Annotated in this window: 22 protein-coding genes and 1 pseudogene; 14 read left to right on the forward strand and 9 right to left on the reverse strand. The window is 40.3% G+C overall.

What is annotated here, in order from left to right:
• Nucleotides 1–68 precede the first annotated feature (68 nt).
• Both NWP25_RS06660 and NWP25_RS06665 read left to right on the forward strand, forming a co-directional pair.
• A complete protein-coding gene (locus tag NWP25_RS06660) occupies nt 69–728 on the forward strand; it encodes an NAD(P)H-binding protein (protein WP_280649375.1) in 660 nt (219 codons plus the stop codon).
• A gap of 151 nt (nt 729–879) precedes the next feature.
• Nucleotides 880–1,500 (forward strand): glycoside hydrolase family 24 protein, encoded by a 621-nt coding sequence (locus NWP25_RS06665; RefSeq protein ID WP_280692341.1) that lies wholly within the window; start codon nt 880–882, stop codon nt 1,498–1,500.
• A 16-nt stretch (nt 1,501–1,516) separates the two neighbouring features.
• On the opposite strand, the gene NWP25_RS06670 is transcribed toward NWP25_RS06665, so the two are convergent.
• The 3 genes from NWP25_RS06670 to NWP25_RS06680 form a co-directional block, all read right to left on the reverse strand.
• On the reverse strand, nt 1,517–3,223 hold the full coding sequence (locus NWP25_RS06670) for a B12-binding domain-containing radical SAM protein (RefSeq protein ID WP_280699046.1): 1,707 nt from the start codon (nt 3,221–3,223) through the stop codon (nt 1,517–1,519).
• A gap of 108 nt (nt 3,224–3,331) precedes the next feature.
• Nucleotides 3,332–5,566 (reverse strand): WD40 repeat domain-containing protein, encoded by a 2,235-nt coding sequence (locus NWP25_RS06675; RefSeq protein WP_280699048.1) that lies wholly within the window; start codon nt 5,564–5,566, stop codon nt 3,332–3,334.
• Nucleotides 5,566–6,957, reverse strand: coding sequence for an NB-ARC domain-containing protein (locus NWP25_RS06680; RefSeq protein WP_280649378.1), 1,392 nt, complete (start codon nt 6,955–6,957; stop codon nt 5,566–5,568). The genes NWP25_RS06675 and NWP25_RS06680 overlap by 1 nt, the downstream gene beginning before the upstream one ends.
• Nucleotides 6,958–7,333: 376 nt before the next feature.
• Between NWP25_RS06680 and NWP25_RS06685 the strand changes: the two genes are divergently transcribed.
• Together NWP25_RS06685 and NWP25_RS06690 are read left to right on the forward strand one after the other, a co-directional pair.
• Nucleotides 7,334–7,735, forward strand: coding sequence for a hypothetical protein (locus tag NWP25_RS06685; RefSeq protein ID WP_280657781.1), 402 nt, complete (start codon nt 7,334–7,336; stop codon nt 7,733–7,735).
• Between the two features lie 166 nt (nt 7,736–7,901).
• Nucleotides 7,902–8,207, forward strand: coding sequence for a hypothetical protein (locus tag NWP25_RS06690; RefSeq protein ID WP_280649380.1), 306 nt, complete (start codon nt 7,902–7,904; stop codon nt 8,205–8,207).
• On the opposite strand, the gene menH is transcribed toward NWP25_RS06690, so the two are convergent.
• Both menH and mutL read right to left on the reverse strand, forming a co-directional pair.
• A complete protein-coding gene (gene menH / locus NWP25_RS06695) occupies nt 8,204–9,022 on the reverse strand; it encodes a 2-succinyl-6-hydroxy-2,4-cyclohexadiene-1-carboxylate synthase (protein ID WP_280657240.1) in 819 nt (272 codons plus the stop codon). The genes NWP25_RS06690 and menH overlap by 4 nt on opposite strands.
• Nucleotides 9,023–9,103: 81 nt before the next feature.
• Nucleotides 9,104–10,786 carry a DNA mismatch repair endonuclease MutL gene (mutL, locus tag NWP25_RS06700; RefSeq protein ID WP_280649382.1) on the reverse strand — a complete coding sequence of 561 codons (1,683 nt, stop codon included), beginning with the start codon at nt 10,784–10,786 and terminating at the stop codon, nt 9,104–9,106.
• A gap of 150 nt (nt 10,787–10,936) precedes the next feature.
• On the opposite strand from mutL, the gene NWP25_RS06705 reads away from it, so the two are divergent.
• Nucleotides 10,937–11,278, forward strand: coding sequence for a rhodanese-like domain-containing protein (locus NWP25_RS06705; protein WP_280649383.1), 342 nt, complete (start codon nt 10,937–10,939; stop codon nt 11,276–11,278).
• Nucleotides 11,279–11,424: 146 nt separating this feature from the next.
• Here NWP25_RS06705 and NWP25_RS06710 read toward each other — a convergent pair whose 3' ends face one another.
• Together NWP25_RS06710 and NWP25_RS06715 are read right to left on the reverse strand one after the other, a co-directional pair.
• A complete protein-coding gene (locus NWP25_RS06710; protein WP_280649384.1) occupies nt 11,425–12,468 on the reverse strand; it encodes an adenosine deaminase in 1,044 nt (347 codons plus the stop codon).
• Between the two features lie 183 nt (nt 12,469–12,651).
• Complete coding sequence (locus NWP25_RS06715; protein WP_280649385.1) at nt 12,652–12,915, reverse strand: hypothetical protein; 264 nt, start codon at nt 12,913–12,915, stop codon at nt 12,652–12,654.
• Between the two features lie 60 nt (nt 12,916–12,975).
• Between NWP25_RS06715 and NWP25_RS06720 the strand changes: the two genes are divergently transcribed.
• The 7 genes and pseudogenes from NWP25_RS06720 to NWP25_RS06750 all read left to right on the forward strand — a co-directional run bounded on the left by NWP25_RS06720 (nt 12,976) and on the right by NWP25_RS06750 (nt 18,668).
• Nucleotides 12,976–14,319 (forward strand): adenylosuccinate synthase, encoded by a 1,344-nt coding sequence (locus NWP25_RS06720; RefSeq protein WP_280649386.1) that lies wholly within the window; start codon nt 12,976–12,978, stop codon nt 14,317–14,319.
• Between the two features lie 83 nt (nt 14,320–14,402).
• Nucleotides 14,403–14,702: a 50S ribosomal protein L25 gene (rplY, locus tag NWP25_RS06725; protein WP_280649387.1), complete on the forward strand. Its 300-nt coding sequence runs from the start codon at nt 14,403–14,405 to the stop codon at nt 14,700–14,702.
• 234 nt (nt 14,703–14,936) lie between these two features.
• On the forward strand, nt 14,937–16,490 hold the full coding sequence (locus NWP25_RS06730; RefSeq protein WP_280657239.1) for a bifunctional aminoglycoside phosphotransferase/ATP-binding protein: 1,554 nt from the start codon (nt 14,937–14,939) through the stop codon (nt 16,488–16,490).
• Between the two features lie 19 nt (nt 16,491–16,509).
• Nucleotides 16,510–17,013, forward strand: coding sequence for a hypothetical protein (locus NWP25_RS06735; RefSeq protein ID WP_280649389.1), 504 nt, complete (start codon nt 16,510–16,512; stop codon nt 17,011–17,013).
• A 92-nt stretch (nt 17,014–17,105) separates the two neighbouring features.
• Nucleotides 17,106–17,225: pseudogene (locus tag NWP25_RS06740) on the forward strand (transposase); the annotation flags it as partial.
• Nucleotides 17,226–17,249: 24 nt separating this feature from the next.
• Nucleotides 17,250–18,044, forward strand: coding sequence for a YdcF family protein (locus NWP25_RS06745; RefSeq protein WP_280649390.1), 795 nt, complete (start codon nt 17,250–17,252; stop codon nt 18,042–18,044).
• 402 nt (nt 18,045–18,446) lie between these two features.
• Nucleotides 18,447–18,668, forward strand: coding sequence for a hypothetical protein (locus NWP25_RS06750; RefSeq protein WP_280649391.1), 222 nt, complete (start codon nt 18,447–18,449; stop codon nt 18,666–18,668).
• Between the two features lie 4 nt (nt 18,669–18,672).
• Here NWP25_RS06750 and NWP25_RS06755 read toward each other — a convergent pair whose 3' ends face one another.
• Both NWP25_RS06755 and NWP25_RS06760 read right to left on the reverse strand, forming a co-directional pair.
• Entirely contained in the window at nt 18,673–18,945 is a 273-nt protein-coding gene (locus tag NWP25_RS06755; RefSeq protein ID WP_280649392.1) for a ferredoxin-thioredoxin reductase variable chain, read from the reverse strand.
• 194 nt (nt 18,946–19,139) lie between these two features.
• Nucleotides 19,140–21,119 carry a protein phosphatase 2C domain-containing protein gene (locus NWP25_RS06760; RefSeq protein ID WP_280699050.1) on the reverse strand — a complete coding sequence of 660 codons (1,980 nt, stop codon included), beginning with the start codon at nt 21,117–21,119 and terminating at the stop codon, nt 19,140–19,142.
• A gap of 190 nt (nt 21,120–21,309) precedes the next feature.
• Here NWP25_RS06760 and NWP25_RS06765 point away from each other — a divergent pair, with 190 nt between their 5' ends.
• Entirely contained in the window at nt 21,310–21,741 is a 432-nt protein-coding gene (locus NWP25_RS06765) for an NfeD family protein (RefSeq protein ID WP_280649435.1), read from the forward strand.
• A 221-nt stretch (nt 21,742–21,962) separates the two neighbouring features.
• Complete coding sequence (locus tag NWP25_RS06770; RefSeq protein WP_280649394.1) at nt 21,963–22,964, forward strand: SPFH domain-containing protein; 1,002 nt, start codon at nt 21,963–21,965, stop codon at nt 22,962–22,964.
• The last annotated feature ends 13 nt before the right edge of the window (nt 22,965–22,977 follow it).

The raw sequence follows: 22,977 nt of genomic DNA on the forward strand, positions 1-22,977 counted from the left end.
AACCAACCTTTTCAAGAAATGGCCTAGCAGTTAGCATTAAAGTTAAATATTCAACCCCAAACACACTGATGAAAGCATTTGTAGCTGGAGCAACAGGTGAAACAGGTCGCCGAATTGTCCGAGAGCTAAGAGCGCGAAATATTCCTGTCCGGGCTTTGGTAAGAGACACAGAAAAAGCTAGGGCTATTTTACCTCCTGATGTCGAGTTAGTACTGGGGGATGTCTTGCAATCAGAAAGCCTGAATGCTGCATTAGGAGATAGTACTGTTTTATTGTGTGCTACTGGCGCTAAACCCAGTTTCGACCCTACTGGTCCCTATAAAGTGGATTATGAAGGTACTAAAAATTTAGTTGATGCTGCTAAAACCAAAGGAATTGAGCATTTTGTTCTGGTATCTTCTTTGTGTGTTTCTCAGTTGTTCCATCCGTTGAACTTGTTTTGGCTGATTTTAATGTGGAAAAAACAAGCGGAAGAATACATTCAAAAAAGTGGTTTGACTTATACTATTGTCCGCCCTGGTGGGTTAAAAAATGAAGATAACTCTGATGCCATCGTCATGCAGAGTGCTGATACATTATTTGATGGTAGTATTCCTCGACAGAAGGTTGCTGAGGTTGCTGTTGAATCCTTGTTTGAGCTAGCTGCACGTAATAAAGTTGTTGAGGTTGTGGCTAAACCAGAAGCTTCCTGGAAAAGCTTTGGAGAACTCTTTGCTAATGTTGGTTGATTAAAAAATAATTCCTTTAGCATTCAGCAGTTTCTTTGTGAACTTTGCCGAAATAAGTGCGTCAGTTATTGTTGTTAATGAAGAGCGAATTTGAAGGAGTTTGACACTGAAAGGCTTTAAACTCAAAGGCGTTGAGCTTCTGATTGGCCCCATGGCCGCACTTCTCGGCTTTGTCTATTTGTTACAATGGTACATAGATGGAGATTTGCAATCGCCTGGCGATCCTGTGTTTAGAGTACAACAGCCGCCTTTGGTGATGAAAGGGGGTGATCCTTATGTTCGGGCTTTGATGCGAACCATCTCGGCTAGTGAAGCAAATAGTGATCGTCCTTATTCTCTTTTGTATGGTGGACAGCAGGTGAATAGTCTCAGCCGTCATCCAGAGATATGTGTGACCATCGTCACAGGACCAAATCAGGGCAATTGTTCTACTGCGGCTGGGAGATACCAAATTATTAATCAGACTTGGTATGATATTGCTCCTCGCTATCATCCCAACCCTCCCATGCAGATGATGTTTTGGTCTGCTTATAGTTTTGAAGCTGTGTATCAAGATGTAGTGGTTTACCGTTGGTTAAATGATACAAAAGTTTGGCGAACTGATATTTCTCAACTATTACGAAAGGGGAAAATTGACGATGTTTTGCGCCTACTTTCCCCCACTTGGACGAGTTTGGGATACGGTATAGAAACTAATTCAATTAGTGGTTCTTTACCTAGTATTTACAAGAAAATGTTACAGGAGGAATTAAGGGCTACTAACGGTATTTAGGTGAAACAACTGCATTTTAAATATTGGCAAATTCTTCAAATTCAGATAGGGGAGCGATGTTATATCTACCTAGTTTGTCTTGAGTTACTAGACCTAAAGAAAGTAATTCTCTATCAATAAACAACTTTGTGGCTTTACCACCTGCATCAATTTTGGCGTTAATTAACTGCATGGCAAAGCAGATAGTGTCATAAACTCTTTGAGGGTTAATAGCAGTTGTAATAGGTTGATATCTGCTGACGGATTCACAAAGTCGGTAAACACTATGTTCTTTAGATTGTGGGTAATCATAATGGTTGACAGCTCGTGGTAAAAAATATCCAGCAGTAATTGGCTGTTTTCCTGATGGTCTTACACAAGAGTAACTGCAATCACCTATAGTATCAGCAGCTATACTTCCAGGCATAAACCGCATAACATTAAAATTCAAAAAATCTGGATTACATTTTTCAATCCCAAAGTGTATTGCTTGGATGTCATCTGCAAGGGTGGTTGTTTCATAACCAAGAATTTCAGTTTGGTCAGCATTAAGTTTAGCTTTTGGTAAACCTAAAATCAAGAAATAACTACTAGGTAGTCCTGCTAAATTCATAGCCTCAAAGACTTTAATAATTTTCTGTGGATACTCAAAAGCTTGTTTAATTTGACTTAAGGTAGAACCATTAAACTTATGACAGGCTAAAGATACTTCTGGTAAAGTATGCTCAACCCCAAAAAACATATAGACGCAATTATGTTCTACTAGATACTGTATTCCCTCATAGTTAATTTTGTCGATGCGAGTGTTTGAACCCCAAACGAATCCTTCTTCCTTAAGAATCTTTGCTTCTTGTTTAGCAGCTAGCTCATGAACTGTAAAAGTATCAACATCTAGATAGACTGCTTGATAACCACGTTTTTTTAGTTGCTGTAATTGTCGGCGAAAAGAGGCTTCACTTAATCTAACAACATTATTACTTTCTTTACTTTTATTACAGAAACCACATTGCCAAGGACATCCTCGCTGAGTAAAAATTTGGGCTGTTTTTAATTGTCTACCTTCTGGAGATTTAAAAATGTCCATATCATGTATCTCCGGTATATGAATTAAACCAAAGTTCTGGTCAATATCATCAAAATTATTTACTCTGGGGGCAATGGCATGATGAAAGACAAGATTTTCTCTATCACTATGATTATCAAGATTAACACTATGGAAATTACCATCTTGATTTATGAAACACAACCCTGGTAAGTGCTTCTGCTGTTGATAAAATGTACCTTTAGCAACTGCGTAAGCAATTTCTATAATTGATTCTTCGCCTTCGCCATCACAAAAGGCTGTAATCCAAGGTGTGATTCTGGCAATATCTGCAACACCTTTAGTTGCATAACCACCAACTAAAATTGGTACATTTTCTTTACCTGATTTCCTAAGTTCTGTAAAGATTTTGTGACTATGCTCGTCAATTTCTGGCCATTGACTTGTTAAACAACCAGCAAAAACAATTAAGTCAGCGTTTCTTGTTTCATTAAGAACATCATCAAAACTTAAATCACGGCGTTCTAAATCTAGCTGTACAACTTGGCTAAACCCAGCGTTAACTAAACTAGAAGCTAGAACGGGCAGGGCTTTATTAGCTCCATTAAAGCTTCTGTGTTTAATAAACTCACCAATCAACACAATTTTAATGGAATTGATGTGATTGGATGTTTGTTTGATGAGAGACTGAGATGATAACACTATTACATACCTAAAATGATTATTTTGACATGGTGTAATGCACTGGGTATTTAGAGTAATAAATATTTTTTTAACATAGAAAAAACTACTGCCTAAAAGCTGAGTAATTCACTGCACAGCACCCAACATTTTTAAAGAAGCTCTTTCGGCGTCCGTTAAGCCTGTAGTACCGCTAATATCCATACGTTCATAAAAGCGATCTTGTTTAAGCCCTCGTAATCGGCTATAAGTTTGCATATCCCACAGTTGAATTTTTTCGTCTTCACCGCCGCTAGCCAATAACTTGCCATCGGGACTGAAAGCTAGAGAGCGAATCGCTGCTGTATGTCCCAATTTGAGGATTTCTAGACACTCACCTGTACTCACTTGCCACAGGATCACAGTGGTGTCAGCACCAGCAGTAGCTAAAATTTCTCCATTGGGACTAAATACCACTGAGTAAACTGGTTGATTATGCCCTGTTAGGGTTTGATTACATTTCCCTGTGGTCAGATTCCATAACTTCACAGTATGGTCTTTGCTACCACTGGCTAAAAGTTGCCCGTGGGGACTGAATGCTACTGACCAAATCATGTCTTGATGGTCTGTGAAAGTTTGGATGCACTTTTGGGTGGTGATATCCCAAAGTTTAATTTGACTGTCAGCACTGCCACTTGCCAAAATATTTCCATTGGGATGAAAGGCCACTGTCCATACCCAATGGCTATGTCCTTTGATTTTTTTGAGACACTCTCCGCTAGAAATATCCCAGATGCGAATGCTGCGGTCTTCGCTACTACTGACTAAAGTTTGCCCATCAGGACTAAACGCAACTGTCCACACCCAGTTACTATGTCCGGTTAAGGTTTGCAGACATTTGCCATGGTGAATATCTGTGAGGTCCCACAGTTTGATAGTGTTGTCAGCACTACCACTGGCGAGTATTTGACCGTGGGGATGAAAGGCAATAGAACGAATGCGTCCTTGATGTTCTCTAAGAACGTGGCATTCTCCTGTTTGTAAGTTCCACAGACCGATAGTGTAGTCATCCCGTCCACTGGCTAAGATTTGACTGTTGGGACTAAATGCTACGGAATAGACATCACGGGTATAGCCTTGCAAAACATTAAGGCAATTGCCTGTATTTACGTCCCAGAGCCTGGCTGTTTGGTCGTCGCTGCAACTGATTAGGGTGTAACCATCAGGACTAAAAGCGATGGCCCACACCTGGCTGTAATGACCTTGTAAGGTTTTCAAGCATTGACCCCGTTGGGTATCCCAGAGTTTAATTATTCTGTCTTCACCACAACTAGCGACAATTTCCCCATCGGGACTAAAACGCACGGAATAAATTTTTTTAGTATGTCCCTCCCACACTTGTTGACATTGACCTGTATTGACATCCCACAATCTTAAGGTGAGGTCTCTACTACCACTGGCTAGTGTTTTTCCATCGGGACTGAAGGCTACTGAGTGAACATCACTACCATGACCATTCCAGGTTTTTAGACATCTACCTGTGTTGATATCCCAGAGCTTAATTGTGTTGTCAGCACTACCACTCGCGAGTAAAAGATTATTTTCATTAGTTGGAGATGGTTGGAAGGTGACAGACCACACCCAGCCATCATGACCACGGAGTGTTTGCTGACAAACTCCCGTAGCAATGTCCCAAATTTTAATAGTTTGGTCTTCACCAGTACTAGCTAAAAGAGAACCATCGGGACTAAAAGCTACTGAGTAAACTTTATTGGTATGTTCTTTGAGGGTATGTAGACATTCACCTGTTTGCACATCCCAGAGTTTAACTGTGTAGTCAGCACTACCACTGGCCAAAATTTTATTGTCTGGGCTAAAGCTAAAAGCCCAAACCCAGTCAGTATGACCAGTATAAATACGAATTTGCCTAGTATCACCAGCTAGCCATAGACGAATTTCTCCGGTCATTAAACCTGTAGCAAAGAATTTGCCATCAGGACTAAATCTCACAGAAACCATACTAGACATGGTTTCGGTAAACACGGACCCAGTTAAATCCCCATTGGCGAAACTGGTGTCTTTTAAGTTGACATCTTTGAAATAGGCTTGCCAAATTGTCAAACCGGAAAAATCCCGCCCACTTAAATCAATGTGAATATCCTGCTGGGATTTATCTATTTGCAGTTGTCGCAGTAGATTGATTAAGTTACCAGCGGCATAACCTTTGGTTGGCGGCGACTCCTGCTGTAAGGTCCTCAGTATTCGCCGTAGATGAGATTCTAGTTGTTTGGTTGTACCGAAAGCTTGAATGAGCTTTTGTTTTACAGGTTCTAGTATCAGCCGTTCTTGGATTTGTCGGATATAATCAAGTGATCGCGCCTGCATTAAAGGGTAACCATTGACAAACTCTGGTTTTTTTTTTCGATCAAATCATCAGTGACCTGTTCAATATAACGTTTGGTCACATATTCCATGACTACAGATTGTTGGCGGAATCTAGTGGTGCTTGCTTCTTTTTCAATCAGCGATCGGCGCAATAATGACTCCACAACTTCCAGGATGTTAGATTCTGCAGCTGTGCTTCTTAAATCATTTTTCAGTTGTGGTAAAGAAACATATTCACGATGTATTGCAAACTTATACATCACTTGTTTTTCTAAATCTGACAAGCGTTTAAATTGCGTATCTAGCAGGATGCGAATATCTCCGTAAACAGCGACGTTTGATTCTTCAATTTCTTTTAAAAATTCTTTGATATTATTGCTAAATAAGTCATAAACTGTAGTTGCGACTATTTTTAACGCTAGAGGATTACCAGAATATTTTGTGACTAATGTTTGCAATTCTTCATTAGTACAATTGCATCCTTTGTCAAGCATAATTTCTCTAGCTTCTGCTAAATTGAGACTAGATAATTGCAAAACTTTAACTGGCAGATTTTTACCTTCTAGTGCAGCTACTTCTTTTGGTTTTTCCCGACTAGTTAATAGCAAGCAACTTTTATGAGATGCTTCTGCTACTTTTTTAAAAAAGTAGCCATAATTTTCATAGCCAGGTTCATATTCACCTGCCCATTCTTGGGTTTTACCTTCGCCACTGCGTAGCACTGATTCGACATTATCTAAAATCACTAAATATCGATGTTTTCTTAACATTTCAATTAGTAACAGTATTTTATCGTTTTCACTAACTTGTAAGTAATGTTCGCGATCAATCGGTAACAATCGCAAAATTTGGGTCAGAATCTCCTGTAATGGTGGTGCATTGCGAAGCGATCGCCAAATGAGATAATCAAATTGTGGCTGGACTTGTTTAGCGATTTTCGCCGCTATTACCGTCTTGCCAATTCCACCCATTCCTAATATTGCTACCAAACGGCATCTGAGGTAATCATTACCAACTATCCATTCCTCTAATTCCCGAATTTCTGTTTCCCGACCACGAAATCCTTCTACATCCACTGCTTCACCCCAGTCTTGTGTTGATGAAGTGACATTTTTTTCATTAATACCTTGGTACTGGGCATATAGCTTTTGTTTCAGATTATGAATTTTTTTATTACCGCTTCCTTCTATGCCTAATTTGCGATAGCTTTCTCCTAATCTTTTTCTCACGGCTGGTTGAGAAATTTTTAGTTTTACGGCAATTTCTGCACCCGAATAACCGTTTAATGCCAGAATTAAAGCATCTAACTCTGTTTTGGTCACACCATGTTTATTCGCAACTTCAGTAATAAAGTCATCAGGAAACAGAGGCATATGATCTGCGCTCTTCATCTTATCTAAGCTCCACAGTATATCTGTTAATTATAAGTATGTGAGAATATTCTTTTATAGCATAACTTTGAATTTTAGAAAAGAGTATTGTTTAACTTTTCTCTAAGTTTCACATTAACTACACAACAAATACACAACTGTTCCATCAAATTCCTCTCTACCGGAAGGTTTTTTTGTATTAAAAAATACTTATTTCCTGGTTTTGTATATTTACGTGAGAAAAAAAACATGCGACTCTCACGTTAGTAAAAAAATATTCTTATTAAGTGCTTGCTTTTTAGTAGAGATGTGTGTATCGTATAGCTATGTACTTCCATGTGAGTTATACATACATATAAGTCTCAAGCTCAACAGCCAACATCATGGAGTGGTGAAAATGCACAGCTTCTCACGATTGCCAGACTTTATTAGGAGTGCCAATAACATCACAACCATCTTGAAAATAGGAGAACAAAACCCAAAACCTCCAGTTGAAATCACATCGCCAGAACGAGAAAATCTGAGATTTTTACCTAAAACGAACCATTTCCACACAATTGAGTTACCACTGGTCTTTTCTCACATGAGCTTTCTGCTCATCGAAACCTTGTCAGAAACTCAACATGGTGAATTGGTTATTTCTAGTAAAAAAGGCAAATATGAAACTATGGTTGAACTAAGTGGTCATATCAGCCACCGTTACAATTTAAGTTCACAAGAACTGCAACAACTTCAACAATTGCATGACTACATTCTTGAAACATGGATAGCTTGGAGGCAGTCATACAAAGCAAGATAATTCCCTACATAGTTATTACTAGGTGAATGAGCTATCAACACAATTAAATATCTGATTGTCTCAAGACATTTGGCTTTTGATAAATGAGAAGTTTACAAGCCGGAGGTGTAGTTTATACATTGCCCGGCTTTTTGTTTAGGTTTATTTAATACTGGAGGAAAGTCTAATGAATATCAACGAAAAGCATGACAGCTATGTTGTTGAATTCTTTACTGAGGACAGTGAAAAAATTATGAAAACTAATCTCAAAGAAAACCGCAATTCACTGTTAATTTTGACTGGAAAAGGATTGAAGTATTTTTTGTTGACCTTGGCTAGTTTTGCGATTTCTTTAGTTATCTTTCAAATTTTAGGTATATCCTCACTTGCTCAAACCCTGGGGTCTTTCAATGTCTGGATCTGGTTTGCAAGGGTTGCAGGCTTGTTATTTGCATTGTTTGCTCTTGCCATGATTGTTGAGTCTTGGCGTTAAGCTGGTATAAAATCTTTGATACTTTTCACAAATTGTTCAGTTTTTTCTAAATGAATATTATGCCCAGCATGATTAATGACTCTTAGCTGGGCAAGTTTAGTGATTTGAGCTATTTCTGTATTGATAGCTATAAATTTTTCATCATATTCCCCAGCTAATAACAGCAAAGGTGTTGTATTTTCTTTCAGTTTTGCCCATAAAGAGGGTTGATTACCAGTACCCATAAATTGCAATGATTTAGTTAATTCAATTGGATTATTCCCCAAGCGACTTTGTAACATAATCTCAAATTGAGGATGATTTTTAATTGAGCCAAAGATTGGTTGACTATACCAATTTTGTAAAAAAGCAGCAAAATCTAATTTGCCAACACTGCGTGCTAATTTCCTAGCTATTTGAGCATCAAGTTTAACTCTTGCTAACCTTTCTATTTCTGTTGCTAAACCTGGGGATGATGATTCTAGGACAACCTGAGCAAATCTCTCTGGAAAATACAGGGTGAGATATAAGGCTAATCTTCCACCCATTGAATAACCTACTAAAAAGCATTGGTTAATTTTTAACTCTTGTAGTAAATTAATTACACCATGAGCCACATTTTCCATTTTATAGTATTCATCCCCACCCAATACTTGAGTTTTTCCATGTCCAGGTAAATCAACTGTGAGAAAAGAAAATTCATTAGCAAGTAACTTAATTACCTCATCAAATTCGTTTATATTACCAATAAAACCATGCAAAAACAGAATAATCGGTTTATTTAAATTTTTAATAAAATGATAGTTAATATTATATTTTGCTGATTCAAAAATCAAAATATCTCCTGATATTTATTTTAAAAATTAAATTTTAAGTTGCCTAATGTAAGATTTATGAGTCAGATTCGGGTATAAAATTCAAATACCGTGACTTTTGCCAATCACCCAATTACGCCGGAAAAATCGGGCTAAAGCTGGTTCTTCTAAAGATAAATAAATTGGGCGACCGTGGGGACAGGTGCGGGGGTTGCGAGTACGTTGCCATTGATCTAAAAGTGTCTGCATTTCTGCCAAATTCATTGGTGTGCCATTACGAATAGCACTGCGACAGGCAACGGCTACTTGAGCTGCTTGTAAATCACCTCCCCAACTAAGTTCTAAAATTGCCTCTGCACAGTCTTCTCGCCGTTGCAAAAGTGCTGGTACAGTGCGAATTGCCCAAATTTGTTCGCCAAAGGGTTCTATGTCTACACCAATTCTTTGTAGTTGTGATACTTGGACTGGTGATAATTGATAAAGGATAATTGCTGGTTCAACGGGTACAAGTTGCCAATTATCAGATATTTGCTCATACAAAACTCGCTCATGGGCAATATGTTGTTCTACTAACCACATACCACCTAGATGTTCTACTACAATATAGGTATTACTAAGTTGTGCGATCGCTTTGAGAGAATGCTGAGTAGTATTTTCTGCATGGGAGTTTTGGGTATTAGGGTAATAATCTGCTTTGGTTTCTGCGGATTTTAGTAATTTACTAACTCGTGTTGTGTGCACAGATTCTTGGAGATGGACAGCACTGATGCGGAGTGCTTGATTGATTGCTTGGGTAATTTGCTCTTGCCAATAACTGATTTCATGGAGATAAATTTCGTTTTTGGCTGGATTACGATTCCAGTTAATTTGTTCAGGAGAAAGGGCAAGTTTTAATAAACAAATAGGATAGCGATCGCGTGGTAGTGTTTTGTGAAATGCTGATAGAATTGTCTGCTCTAATTCTGGCGATTTGACCATGCGCCCATTAATTGCCACTCGCACCCAATCTGGTCGTCGGCGATGACATCTGTCAGGTAATCCCACTAGCAAAGTTATTGCTGATTTACCAGTGGGAATTTCTGAACTTGCAGGGTTGGGAATTTCTAGTTTTAATTCTTGTAAATCACCCTGTCGCACTTGGGGGAGAATTTGCGGTAGGATCTGTGCTGTGGTGGCGGCTGGAGAGATGGTAAACCATTGGCGGTCATTTTGCCAAACTTGCCAAGTAATATGGGGATGACAGAGAGCTATTTGTTGAATTGCCACTTGTATGCTTCTTATTTGCTGTGCGGTTGTGGGTAGACCTTGACGACGCATGACACAGTTACCGAAAAGATGAGAAACTGTAACTACTGTACCAGGTGCTATCGCTGTTGCTTCTAGTTCCACAGCTTTGCCATCATCACCATAAACAACGCGCCAGCCAACATTTTCTGTTCGTGGACGGCTCAAAATTTCTAAATCTGCCAAAGTTGTCAAACTGTGCAACGCTTCACCGCGAAACCCCAAGCTGTTAATTTTCCATAAATCTTCACTAGAGCGAATTTTACTGGTGCTGTATGCTAGCGCTGCTTGTTGCAAATCATTTTTGTTCATTCCACAACCATTATCTGCTACGCGAACGCGCCACTGCTGGGGCCAGACTGAAACTACAATGCGTGTTGCGCCTGCGTCTAGGGAATTTTCTGCCAATTCCCGCACCACAGATGCTAAAGAGTCGATTACTTCTCCAGCGGTGATCAGATATACAACTTCTGTTGGTAGAGCTTGAATAGTAGATGCCATAAATTACAGTTTAGGCTAATTGCCAACCACTGAAGTAGAATAAGCATTTTTATTTACATTTCCAGAGAATTTTTGATTTTTTGTAAAGAAACTGAGATTTTATGGGGATTCTTGATAGATTTCAGGTGAGATTATCAACGAGAAAAGTTTATGAGTAGTGATTTAACTGCTGAGGTTCATGATCTAAAATCTCGTTTGGAATGGGGACAACCAGCTTTTACAATCATAGATGTGCGTGAGCGCCACAATTACAATTACAGTCGCATCACCGGAGCTATGCAAATCCCTTTAGATGAACTGGTGCAACGCGCTCAATGTTCTTTGCACAAACAACGCCACATATATATATATGGAGAAAATGATGCACAAGCAGCCCAAGCAGCCGAAATGTTACGAGCAGCTGGGTTTCATGATGCTACTGAAATCAAAGGGGGTTTGACGGCCTGGAAAACAATTGGTGGCGCAACAGAAGGTACATCTGTTGAAAAATAACTCCACTGTACATGAACACAGATGAACACAGAATCAAAATTCCTGTCGCTAAAAACTCACGGCTGGGGATTTACCGAGTATCAACTTCTGTGTTCTCCGTGTTTCTGGGATTTGTTAATTTAGATCAATAATTCAATGGTCAACAACTAATCTGTCATCACTAAAACTTTAGGAAATTCGGGTTTAAGTAATCTGTTCAATAGAGATGCAGGAGGTTGATTGTAAGGCCAAGCAAAAGCATGGCGAAAAGCTGCATTTTGACAGCTTCGCAGTTGTTCAAAATTAATAATGTCGTAAGTCAACAGGTTTTCATACTCAAAGGGTAGGCGCATATTATGTAACCCTGCATTATCGGTGCAAATAGCGATGTCTACTCCAGCTTCGAAACAACGGTCAAAAACTAATTTGAGTTGACGGATATCCTGTAAAGTACCTGTTTTGAGGTAAGTTGTAGGGCAAACTTCCAAACATTGTCCCCGTCTAGCTATATCTTTTAATAACTCTGGAAATAACAACGGAATTTGGATACCGTGACCGATTCGCATTAGGTAGGGTAAGAGTCTGGGGTAACAACCATCTGTGGTTTCGTAAAGGTGTCCGGTTGTCTTTATTCCATGCGATCGCCCATAATCATACAAGCTGATCCATTCGTCTAAACGTTCTTCATAATAGCGATCGCCACCAGCTACATCAATCCCACAAACGTACTGTTGATTTTGCAACGCCAAATCAATTATTGCCTTGTTCACCTCATAAGGCAAACGCGAGTGCATGCAGAGAATTTGGCTAGTAACAATAGGATATTCTGGTACATAACTAGATTTGCCTACCACCTCCACAATTTCTGCCATCTTGTCAATTCTTGCGGTTTGACTTAGATCTTCAGATGTACGTAAGTAGGGTGTATAGCGTAGTTCCAAGTAAGCTAAATTCTCAAAAATATAAGCCCCCCGCAGTAACCGATAGATAAAGTAGGGTAATGTTTCTACAGTTTGTACACTTTCCACTAGGGTATGTAATTCTAGATACTCATCTAAAGTGTTACGGGGACGAGTATAAAAGTCCTCAAACTCTGAATATTCGGCAAAACGAGAAATTAAATCTCTCGCATGGCGCTCAAAGTAACGCCACAACACACGGGGAACAACGGAACCCCCCAGGTGTCTATGTAACTCAGCGTATAAGGCCATAATGGTATTTTGTAAATACAAATTTTACTAATTGTAACAAAAGCTCTAAATAAAGAAAGCTGTTATGTAAAACCCCTCGATATGTTTTTGTCTCTCCCAGAAACCCAGAGGCGCAGAAATTTGCAAAGGGATTATGGTGTTTAGGGGATACCTGGTCATTCAACGAAAAGTTCGTTCTACAACTTAAGGTTTGCTGTAATCTCCAGTTAAGTTCCTCACCCGGTTTTTGATTGCTTTTCTCATGGCATTTCTTGTCTGGATGCGATATTCTGTGACTAATTTGGGTAGCTGAGTAATTGCTAAATTAGGAAAAACTAAATTGATTTGTGACTCCACGTACTCACCATAGTGCAACAAATAAATTTTTAACTCTCCAGAGTTTTGACAGCAAAGTTGAGGGACAACCAACCTCCCATAAAGGGGTAGCTGATGATTAAGTCTTGACAAAACCTCTGCAATCTGCTATTAATTATGATTTGTGGAAACTTTACCCTTTAATATAATCTCTTGGCTAACGTAATTGTCATAGGTGCCCAGTGGGGCGATGAAGGAAAAGGTAAAATAACAGACTTACTCAGCCGCTCCGCAGATGTGGTGGTACGTTACCAAGGGGGAGTGAACGCTGGACATACCATAGTGGTGGAAGATCAGACGTTTAAGCTGCACTTAATTCCCTCTGGTATTCTGTACCCAAATACAGAGTGTATTATTGGCTGTGGAACAGTCATAGATCCACAGGTTGTAATAGCAGAACTTGATCAACTAGAAAAATTAAATATTTCTACTGGGAAGCTATTAATATCTGAGACAGCCCATGTAACGATGCCTTATCATCGTTTGATTGACCAGGCATCGGAGGAGCGACGGGGAAGTTATAAAATTGGCACTACAGGTAGAGGTATTGGCCCCACCTATGCTGATAAGTCAGAACGTACAGGAATCAGGGTTTTAGACTTGATGGATCAAGAAGCGCTACGTGAAAAATTAGAATGGACGATTAATTATAAAAACGCAATTTTAGAAAAACTTTACAACCTACCTCCTCTCAATGCCCAGCAAGTCATTGAGCAATATCTGGGTTACGCGGAACGCTTGCGGCCTTACGTCGTTGATACATCATTAAAAATATATGATTCCATTCAGCTCCGGCGGAATATTTTGTTTGAAGGCGCACAAGGTACCCTTCTTGACCTAGATCACGGTACTTATCCCTATGTTACTTCCTCTAACCCTGTGGCTGGTGGGGCTTGCGTTGGTACGGGTCTAGGACCGACAATGATTGACCGAGTGATTGGGGTGTCAAAAGCGTACACAACCCGAGTGGGAGAAGGGCCTTTTCCCACTGAATTGCATGGAAAAGTGGGACAATTGTTGTGCGATCGCGGTGCAGAATTTGGCACCACCACGGGACGCAAGCGGCGTTGTGGCTGGTTTGATGCTGTCATCGGTCGCTATGCGGTGCGAATTAATGGTATGGACTGTATGGCCATTACCAAACTCGATGTTCTCGACGAACTAGAGGAAATTCAAGTCTGTGTGGCCTATGAAATAAACGGGGAACGGTGCGAACACTTCCCCAATAGTTCTCGTCATTTTGCTCAATGTCGCCCTATTTATAAGACTCTACCAGGATGGCAAGTATCCACGAAGGAATGTCGTAGCTTAGAAGACTTACCAGCGCAAGCACTAGACTACCTCAAATTCTTAGCCGAATTGATGGAAGTTCCCATCGCCATTGTCTCTTTAGGAGCTAGCCGCGATCAAACCATTATCGTCGAAGACCCAATCCACGGGCCAAAACGTGCTTTATTGCATCCTGACGGTACACCCGCTTCTTTATCAAATGCTTAGTACTGAGACACGATTAATTGCGTCTACAACAAAGTGCTGATCACCCAAAACTAACACCTGATAACTGCTAATTAACAACTTGTATGGCTATTAAACTCGAATCTCAAAAACGACCAGAAGGTAGCAAGCCAAATGCTTTACGCCGTTCTGGCCTTATCCCTGCTAATTTGTACGGACACAAAGGTGCGGAATCAATTGCTCTGGTGGTTGACGCTAAAACTGTTGAGCGCTTACTCAAACAAGCTGCTATTAACAAGACAGAGATTGAACTGAATATCCCTGAACTTGATTGGAACGGTACCACTGTACTGCGAGAAGTTCAGTCCCATCCATCTAAGGGTTTTATCTATCACCTCAGCTTTTTTGCATCTTCTCAAAGCTAAGACAAACTGATAAGTTGTAAAAAAGACGACTGAACATTTGATGATAAGTGCTATTTATACCAGGGTTTAAGCCCTGGTTTTTTATTCAGCATCGGTCTAACTGATACTGATATATGTTCACAGGGTGAGATGATATGTTTATACTTGATTAGGAATGATAGCTGCAAACCCTTGAGCAAAAACAACTTAGTTGTCTATTCCATAGTTTCTGTAAATATCTAATCCATAATTTTTATGACAGAAGTAAATCTTCCAGTTTTAATTCAACAAATGTTACAGCCAGGATTTTATCCCCATGAAGTAATAGAACCAATTCAACTCATTCAAACTCATATTTCTTATGTCATACTCACCGGAAAATATGCTTACAAACTCAAAAAAGCAGTTAATTTTGGCTTTTTAGATTTTTCTACTTTAGAGAAACGACAACATTTTTGTCAGGAAGAATTGCGGTTGAATCAACGCGGAGCAGCTGAACTGTATTTGCAAGTATTACCTGTGACTGTGGTGGATGAGCAATATCAGCTGGGAGGAATGGGAAAGGTTGTGGAATATGCACTAAAAATGCGTCAGTTTCCCCAAGAGTTGCTATTTAGTACATTATTTGAGGAAGGGAAATTAAATGAGAGCCACCTAGAGGATTTGGGGAAAGTTGTGGCTGAATACCACGCAAAATCTGCAACCAATGATTATATTCGCAGTTTTGGCGAAGTTCCCCAGGTGCGAGCAGCTGTTGATGAGAATTACCAACAAACTGAAAAGTATATTGGTGGACCACAGACACAAAAACAGTTTCAGGAAACAAAAAGTTATACAGATGGTTTTTTTGCAGAACGCTCAGAATTATTTACCCGCAGAGTAGAAAATAATTACATTCGTGAATGTCACGGTGATTTACACCTGAGAAATATTGCTCTGTGGAATGAAAAAATTGCCCTTTTTGACTGTATTGAGTTTAATGAGCCGTTTCGCTTTGTGGATGTCATGTATGATGTGGCTTTTACGGTGATGGATTTAGAAGCGCGACAAAGCCCTGATTTAGCTAATGTATTTTTGAATACCTACCTTGAGCAAACTGGTGATTGGGAAGGATTACAGGTACTACCTTTGTATTTAAGCCGTCAAGCTTATGTGCGGGCAAAGGTGACTTCATTTTTGTTAGATGACCCTAGTGTCCCAGGGATAGCCAAGGAAGAAGCGGCAAAAACAGCAGCAGAATATTACAAACAGGCTTGGGATTACACTAAATCCCAACAAGGGAAACTGATTTTAATGTCTGGTGTGTCTGGTTCTGGAAAGTCTACAACCGCAAGATATTTAGCCCGTCAACTGCGAGGGATTCAAATTCGCTCAGATGCAGTACGCAAACATTTGGGGGGTATTTCTGTTTGGGAACGTGGCGGAGATGATTTGTATACTCCTGAAATGACTCAAAAAACTTATGCCCGATTGCTGAATTTGGGAATTATACTAGCTAGACAAGGTTTTAATGTAATTTTAGATGCTAAGTATGATAAACAACAACTGCGACAAGAGGCCATTGCCCAAGGCTCAAAATACCAACTTCCCCTGGAAATTATTCATTGCACAGCACCTGTAGAAGTTGTACAAGAGCGTCTGGCTAATCGCACTGGTGATATTGCTGATGCTACGGTGGATTTATTAGCATCCCAACTTCAGCAAGCTGAAGCATTTACCGCCGCAGAAAAACCCTATGTGCAAGTTTGGGATACAACTCAACCACCACAGACACAATTAAAACAATTAAAACAACTATTTCACATGTAGTATTTATTACGTTTACGTTATGGCATCAAAAAATCAAGGTTTACCCCCCATCTCTCCTGAATTCCTATCTCAACTTGTCTTTGGAGGATTTTTAATCCTCGTATTGAGGCTTGTAGGGGCTTCTACACCCCTGAGTATCTTCCTCGGTATTATTGCTGGTTTCATCTTAGGTTGGTTTACAAATTCCAGTAAAAATAGCCCAGAGGAAATGACGGTAGCCTCTTCTGATGGTATCGACGCAGGACTGAAGTACTGGTTATTTTTCCTCTTAGGTTTTGTATTTTTGGGCTACTCTCCACCTATAAGTATCTTACTGGGTGGTATCGCTGCTATCGGTGGTGGCTGGATTACTGCTTGGTGGGGAAGCAAGGAAGAAATGATTACTCAGCCACTAGAAACTTCTGATATGGAGACAAATACAAGCTCCAGAGAAAGAATTACTAAACAGCAAAGGAGAAGAATAACTAGCCGTCGTTATCGTCGGGCTTCTGGTAGTTTTAATTTCAGGTTTTGGCAAAAATGAGGTTAATTTTTGACGCTCCCACGGCTTGAAGCTGTGGGATTGTTGTTTCAATCAGCCGACTTACTTAAAGGAGTTTCCCACTTAAGCAGAGATGCTTATGGTTGGTTTATGAAAAAATAAAAAAGCTAAAATCTCACACTCTAGCTCTTGAAATTATGGAAGATCATGTACACTTTTTTGTTAGTTGTCCTCCAACTTTAGAGCCAGACTAAATCATGTTTGGGTTGATCTGAAATATGTTTTTATATCTCTCTAAGTTAATACCACTATTTTTTTATCCCCTAGGATTAATGAGTATTAGCTTGATATTTGCATTGGTAACGTTGTGGAAACGACCACGCATGGCAGCGATGGCTATTTCCTTGGCTTTGACTTTATTGCTGGTTTGCAGTAATGCTTGGGTTGCTAAATTTTTGGTGCAATCGCTGGAATGGCAATATCTTCCTCCCACCCCAGTACCTAATGCAGAGGCAATTGTAGTGTTAGGGGGTGCAACTAAGTCAGCTCATCCTCCCCGACCTACTGTTGATTTAAGTGAAACGGGCGATCGCATAATTTATGCGGCTCAATTATATCGGCAAAAAAAAGCTCCAATCATTATTCTCAGTGGAGGACGTATTGATTGGCGTGGTGGTGGTGGTTCTTCGGAATCGGCAGATATGGCAAATGTGCTCACATCTATTGGTATCCCGTCAGAGGTAATTATCCAAGAACCAAACTCTCTTAATACTTATGAAAATGCTGTAAATGTTCAGAAAATTTTAGGATCTCGTAATATTGGTAAAATACTATTAGTGACTTCGGCTATGCATATGCCGCGATCGCTAAAAATTTTCCAGGGTTTAGGTATTGATGCTGTTCCTGCGCCTACAGATTTTCTGGTCAGTGAAGGTGAACTCCAAGAACTCAGCATTACTCCTAAAGCCGCTATTTTAAGTTTATTACCAGATAGCAATAATCTACACCAATTTACTACTGCACTGAAAGAGTATATTGGCAGTTTTGTCTATAGCTGGCGGGGTTGGCTGTAATCAAGGTTTTTGACACTCTCCTGAAGGCCTTAACTTTCTGAGTACACCTCGGTAGTTGGATTACCTAAGAATTTGTTTGATTTAAATTTTGATTTTTCTGGTGTCCATGTAGATTTTCCCTATTCATTGCTGGGAACTAGAACTATGGAATAAAAGCCTATGTGGACTATTATCAAGGTGCAGATTGCCGTTAGGCAGCTAGGTTTTTATACAGGTTTTCACCCTTCCTGTTAATATTAGAATGTCCCAAGTTCCTGTGGGTTAAAGGACTTAAACAGCATTCTCCCAAAGAGGGGCCTCGGGCGAAAATCCCTTGTCTGAAGTGGGATATAGAGGGCAGTGCGCCTGTTGATCATCAAGGGTTTTGGGCATTTTCTTTCTTTAAAACAATGTCTAAAAACAATGTCTAAAAATTTACCTTATATCATGCCATCGCCTCAATGTGATGTTGAGGAAGGCTTTGCTAATTACCAAACAACACGCCAATTCTACCAAGAAGTTAAGACCCGCTCAGAGTTTCAAAGTTATTGTGAGTGGTACTACACAACGGCCGAACAGCATCGTCAAGACCTGGAAAAAATGCGCGGCGAAATCAATATTTTCCAGTGGTTTCGCCGCTGGTAGGTATTTAAATGAGTTCTAACTCATTGTCGCGTAAATGGGCTTTAAATTTTTGACTAAACTTAACTAAAATTGGCAGATTAGCGCTGACAGGTCTACCTTGCCATTCAGTAGCAATACCGATGACTTCGCCTTCTATACCTTTGATGTCAAAAGCCTGACCTCGATGCTCAGGATGATGATAAACTACCACCGACTCTTTAACACGGACGCGATCGCCAACTTTCATAACAACATTTACACCTAGCTTTTGCTGTTCCACAACCATTTCCACTGTCACTCCTCACTGAACTGCTTTTTTGAAAAAAACTGTTTGCAATAGTTACGCTTCTGTAACTGATATACAAACAAAGCCTGCCCCAGCAGGCTTTAATAGTAGTTAGTCAGCGACATTTGGATAATAAAAAACCCGATTCGGTTTTGTTGTGCGCCTTAACGACAAGTCTAATTCTACAACAACTGATGCTTTTACCACTAATTACCTTGATTGGGACATATTGATTTTATGCTGTGGGGAAGTTGCCGACATATCTGTTGAAATCCTGGAGGATTAAGTTGCCACCAAGCAAATAATCCCACACTGGAACCCCCCATCAGCACAAGTAACAATCCCGCCATTAAAAACAGAGGATGAAAGCCACTTGGTTGTTTAACTGGAGTGGGGACCGGAGAGTGCGGGAGATGGTCAGGTGTCAAGTCCACATCCAGTAGAACTGGGGAACTCTCCCCCCAGGAAGATTTTCCTGCTGGTGTTTCTAGTTCTTTTGGTGCTTGTACTTCCTCGGTTATGATAATTTCTTCTGAAAATTCTGAAGATGATGATGGAGTAACTGGCAGTAGGTCTCTTGTAGAAACTCGGCAAAGAGTCATGACAACAGCGGTACTATCATGACCATTTTTCTCATTTGCGAAATTAATCCAATGGTTGACGGTATCTGCAACAGAAATTTCACCTGTTAACACGGGTATGACATAATCCTGCCAAGATTTTTCTACCCAATTGTTATCACTTAAACCATCAGAACAGAGCAGCAATACACCATCTTCTTCTATGACAAGACGTTGAATCACAATGTCTAGAAATTCGGCATCTTTTGTCCCTAATGCTTGGGTAAGGGCAGTTGCATCTATTCTCTCAAGTGCTGGACGAGACAAACTCCGGGCAGAACAGACTTCTCTCGTGGCGACAACATCATCTAGGGTGAGTAGCTGGCAGTAATCCCGAGTTATCCAATAGGCGCGACTATCGCCAATATGAGCTAGATAAAGTTCATGGGCGTTATCCGATTGCCATCCACAGGTCGTTGTCACTCGTTGCGGCACTTGTACGGCCATTACGAGGGTTGTGGCCATGCGTTCTTTACCTTGGCGTTTTTGTTCATCATTACAAGCACAAATGACATTATTTACTACCCGCAAGCAGGCTTCTAGTTGTTGCTGCAATAAATTAGGCGCAACTAGTTGAGTTTGTTCTGCGACCTCGGTTAAAAAGGCAGGGATTTGCAGCTTAAGGGACTGTACAGCCAATTGACTGGCAACCTCACCGGCTTGGTGTCCACCAATGCCATCGCAAACAATTGCTAATCCTGGCAGTATGGGGTCATCTAAGTCACTGGCAGTTATGGGGTAGCAATTGTCTTTATTGTACCGTAATTCCCGTCCAATATCCGTTGCCCCTGCTACTTGCAAAGTTAATGGTAATTCTGCGGCAGTTGAAAGTAATAAAGCGTTGAGTTGAGTAGAAATGGTTTCTAACTTTGCCTCGGTGCTACACATTTGCTGAAGGATATTTTCTAATTTTTGAGATACTGCGGTATTTACAGATCTCACCCATAGTTGCCAACATTGACCCAAATCTGCCAAACTCGCTTTCTCAGCATCTGGTGTTTGGTGAAGTTCTAACAGTCGCACACACCAACCTTGCGATCGCAGGTTATCTGGTACAAGTAAACTGTGGGCAACTCCTAACTCTAACAAAGGTTGCCACAGTTGGAGAATTTGCCATAGCCAGTAAACTTGTCTGACGGTGGTTGCTGGTTCCCATGCTTCACCAATGGCGGGGTAGAGATTTCCTGTCTGATCTACCGGCACATTTTCCAATAAGAGGATATCATCTACATTTTCTTCTGTGGTGTAAACAAACCCATAGGCTGCGGGGAGGTGCAACCGCTTTTGGTATAGCCTTAAGTAAGGCATAACTATATTTGGTAACTTTTTAGACACTAGTGGTGGTAAGCCCGGTTGTGTATCTAACCAAACCTGGGGTGTAATTACCTCATACCTATCTAGCACTACAGATCCGGGGGGGATGCTGGCTGCTAAGGAACCAGTAGCCCAGAGAAAACGGTGAACTAAAAGAGTTTGGCAACTTGCACATACAGTTTCTCCCACAGGGTTAATGGGATTAGTACAATCTGGATTGAGGCAATAAATTATTCGCTGTGAGGAAATCATCAAGTTATCAAGTTAAAATATCAACCAACTTTTAAAGAATTTAAAGCTAGAATAAACTGGACTAGTAAAATGATGACTACAGCTTGTTGCTGAAATTTATGTTTTTTTTCGGTAAACAGTTATAGTCTAGGTGTATCTGATCTCAGAAATACATTTACGTAAATGTAGAATCCAGGATAGCCCAATGCCTATGCCAAGTTATACCTTAATCTGGCTCCTGGCAGGATCTGTTCTCTGCTTAATGGAACTTTTCTTACCATCGGCTTTTGTCGAATTCATGATGGGAATTAGTGCCCTGATTGTAGCTCTGGTTTCTCTGGTGGGTTTAAAGAGTTTATGGCTACAAGTTACTGCTTGGCTAATGCTTTCCACGCTTCTGATTGTGTTTTCCCGACGGTTTTTGCAACCGCGACGACGCAACTCAAGAATGCTGGATACAGTTTTAGCTGAAACTTTAACGGAAATTCCTCCTGGGGAAACTGGGCGGGTGCTATACGAAGGAAATTCTTGGCGCGCACAATGTGACGACCCACATTTGAGCCTAGCACCCCATCAAAAAGTTTACGTGGTCAGAAGAGAAGGTACTACCTTGGTGGTGATGCCAGATTATCTATTGCTTTGAGTGTGTGTTTGTAGAAAGGTGGTAAATTGCCTCTTGTCTACACAGCAGTTTTGATTCAGACAAAATACAGATTGGTAGTTGATTACTTCTTTGTGTACCTTATAAACCTGCAAGAAGCTGGATGAGGAATAAACGCAAAGGAGATGAGGAGTAAGGAATAAGGAAGTAATTTCATCACGGTTTGCAGAAAAAATGCTAGGAAAAATTAGGAGGATAAATAAATGGAACAGTTTTTTTTGTTAATCTTCTTAGCGCTTGGTGGTTCTGCAGTGGCGGGGTCGGTGAAAGTTGTTAATCAAGGTAATGAAGTTTTAGTAGAAAGATTAGGTAGCTATAATAAAAAGCTTGGTGCAGGACTGAACTTTGTCATCCCTTTTTTGGATAAAATCGTCTATCAAGAAACCATCCGGGAAAAGGTTTTAGATATTCCTCCGCAAAAATGTATTACTCGCGACAATGTTAGCATTGAAGTAGATGCGGTGGTTTACTGGCGGATTGTAGATATGGAAAAGTCATGGTACAAGGTAGAAAATCTCCGTGCCGCCATGACAAATTTGGTGCTAACTCAAATTCGTTCAGAAATGGGACAACTGGAGTTAGATAAAACTTTTACCGCTCGTTCTCAAATTAATGAAATTTTATTACGGGAGTTAGATATTGCTACTGACCCCTGGGGTGTGAAAATTACGCGGGTAGAATTGCGGGATATTGTTCCATCCCAAACAGTACGAGAATCAATGGAGTTGCAAATGGCGGCAGAACGGCGCAGACGAGCGGCAATTCTCACTTCTGAAGGGGAACGGGAATCTGCTGTTAACAGCGCTAGGGGTAAGGCTGAGGCTCAAATTTTGGATGCTGAAGCTCGCCAAAAATCTACGATTCTCCAAGCGGAAGCGGAACAAAAATCTATTGTGTTGCAAGCTGAAGCAGAACGCCAGCAACAAATTCTCAAAGCACAAGCAACTTCGGAATCACTAGAAATTATTACTAAAACCCTCAATAGTCAACCAGGTGCAAAAGAAGCGTTACAGTTTTTGCTGGCGCAAAATTATTTAGAAATGGGTGTGAAGATTGGTAGCAGTGACAGCAGCAAGGTAATGTTTATGGATCCCCGCTCTATTCCCGCTACTTTAGAGGGGATGCGTTCCATTGTTACCGATGGTTCTGCTAACCCTTTGTTTAGCGGTGAGAATCTAAACGTTAATAAAAATCTTTCTAGGTAGGAAGAGTTGATAC

The sequence above is a fragment of the Umezakia ovalisporum Ak1311 genome (assembly GCF_029891685.1).
In the GTDB taxonomy this organism is placed as follows: Bacteria; Cyanobacteriota; Cyanobacteriia; order Cyanobacteriales; family Nostocaceae; genus Umezakia; species Umezakia ovalisporum.

Coding starts and splice junctions, on each gene's coding strand:
- NWP25_RS06660 (WP_280649375.1), top strand. CDS start 69: ATGAAAGCATTTGTAGCTGGAGCAACAGGTGAAACAGGTCGCCGAATT.
- NWP25_RS06665 (WP_280692341.1), top strand. CDS start 880: ATGGCCGCACTTCTCGGCTTTGTCTATTTGTTACAATGGTACATAGAT.
- NWP25_RS06675 (WP_280699048.1), bottom strand. CDS start 5,566: ATGCAGGCGCGATCACTTGATTATATCCGACAAATCCAAGAACGGCTG.
- NWP25_RS06680 (WP_280649378.1), bottom strand. CDS start 6,957: ATGAAGAGCGCAGATCATATGCCTCTGTTTCCTGATGACTTTATTACT.
- NWP25_RS06685 (WP_280657781.1), top strand. CDS start 7,334: ATGCACAGCTTCTCACGATTGCCAGACTTTATTAGGAGTGCCAATAAC.
- NWP25_RS06690 (WP_280649380.1), top strand. CDS start 7,902: ATGAATATCAACGAAAAGCATGACAGCTATGTTGTTGAATTCTTTACT.
- mutL (WP_280649382.1), bottom strand. CDS start 10,786: ATGGCATCTACTATTCAAGCTCTACCAACAGAAGTTGTATATCTGATC.
- NWP25_RS06705 (WP_280649383.1), top strand. CDS start 10,937: ATGAGTAGTGATTTAACTGCTGAGGTTCATGATCTAAAATCTCGTTTG.
- NWP25_RS06710 (WP_280649384.1), bottom strand. CDS start 12,468: ATGGCCTTATACGCTGAGTTACATAGACACCTGGGGGGTTCCGTTGTT.
- rplY (WP_280649387.1), top strand. CDS start 14,403: ATGGCTATTAAACTCGAATCTCAAAAACGACCAGAAGGTAGCAAGCCA.
- NWP25_RS06730 (WP_280657239.1), top strand. CDS start 14,937: ATGACAGAAGTAAATCTTCCAGTTTTAATTCAACAAATGTTACAGCCA.
- NWP25_RS06735 (WP_280649389.1), top strand. CDS start 16,510: ATGGCATCAAAAAATCAAGGTTTACCCCCCATCTCTCCTGAATTCCTA.
- NWP25_RS06745 (WP_280649390.1), top strand. CDS start 17,250: ATGTTTTTATATCTCTCTAAGTTAATACCACTATTTTTTTATCCCCTA.
- NWP25_RS06750 (WP_280649391.1), top strand. CDS start 18,447: ATGTCTAAAAATTTACCTTATATCATGCCATCGCCTCAATGTGATGTT.
- NWP25_RS06760 (WP_280699050.1), bottom strand. CDS start 21,119: ATGATTTCCTCACAGCGAATAATTTATTGCCTCAATCCAGATTGTACT.
- NWP25_RS06765 (WP_280649435.1), top strand. CDS start 21,310: ATGCCAAGTTATACCTTAATCTGGCTCCTGGCAGGATCTGTTCTCTGC.
- NWP25_RS06770 (WP_280649394.1), top strand. CDS start 21,963: ATGGAACAGTTTTTTTTGTTAATCTTCTTAGCGCTTGGTGGTTCTGCA.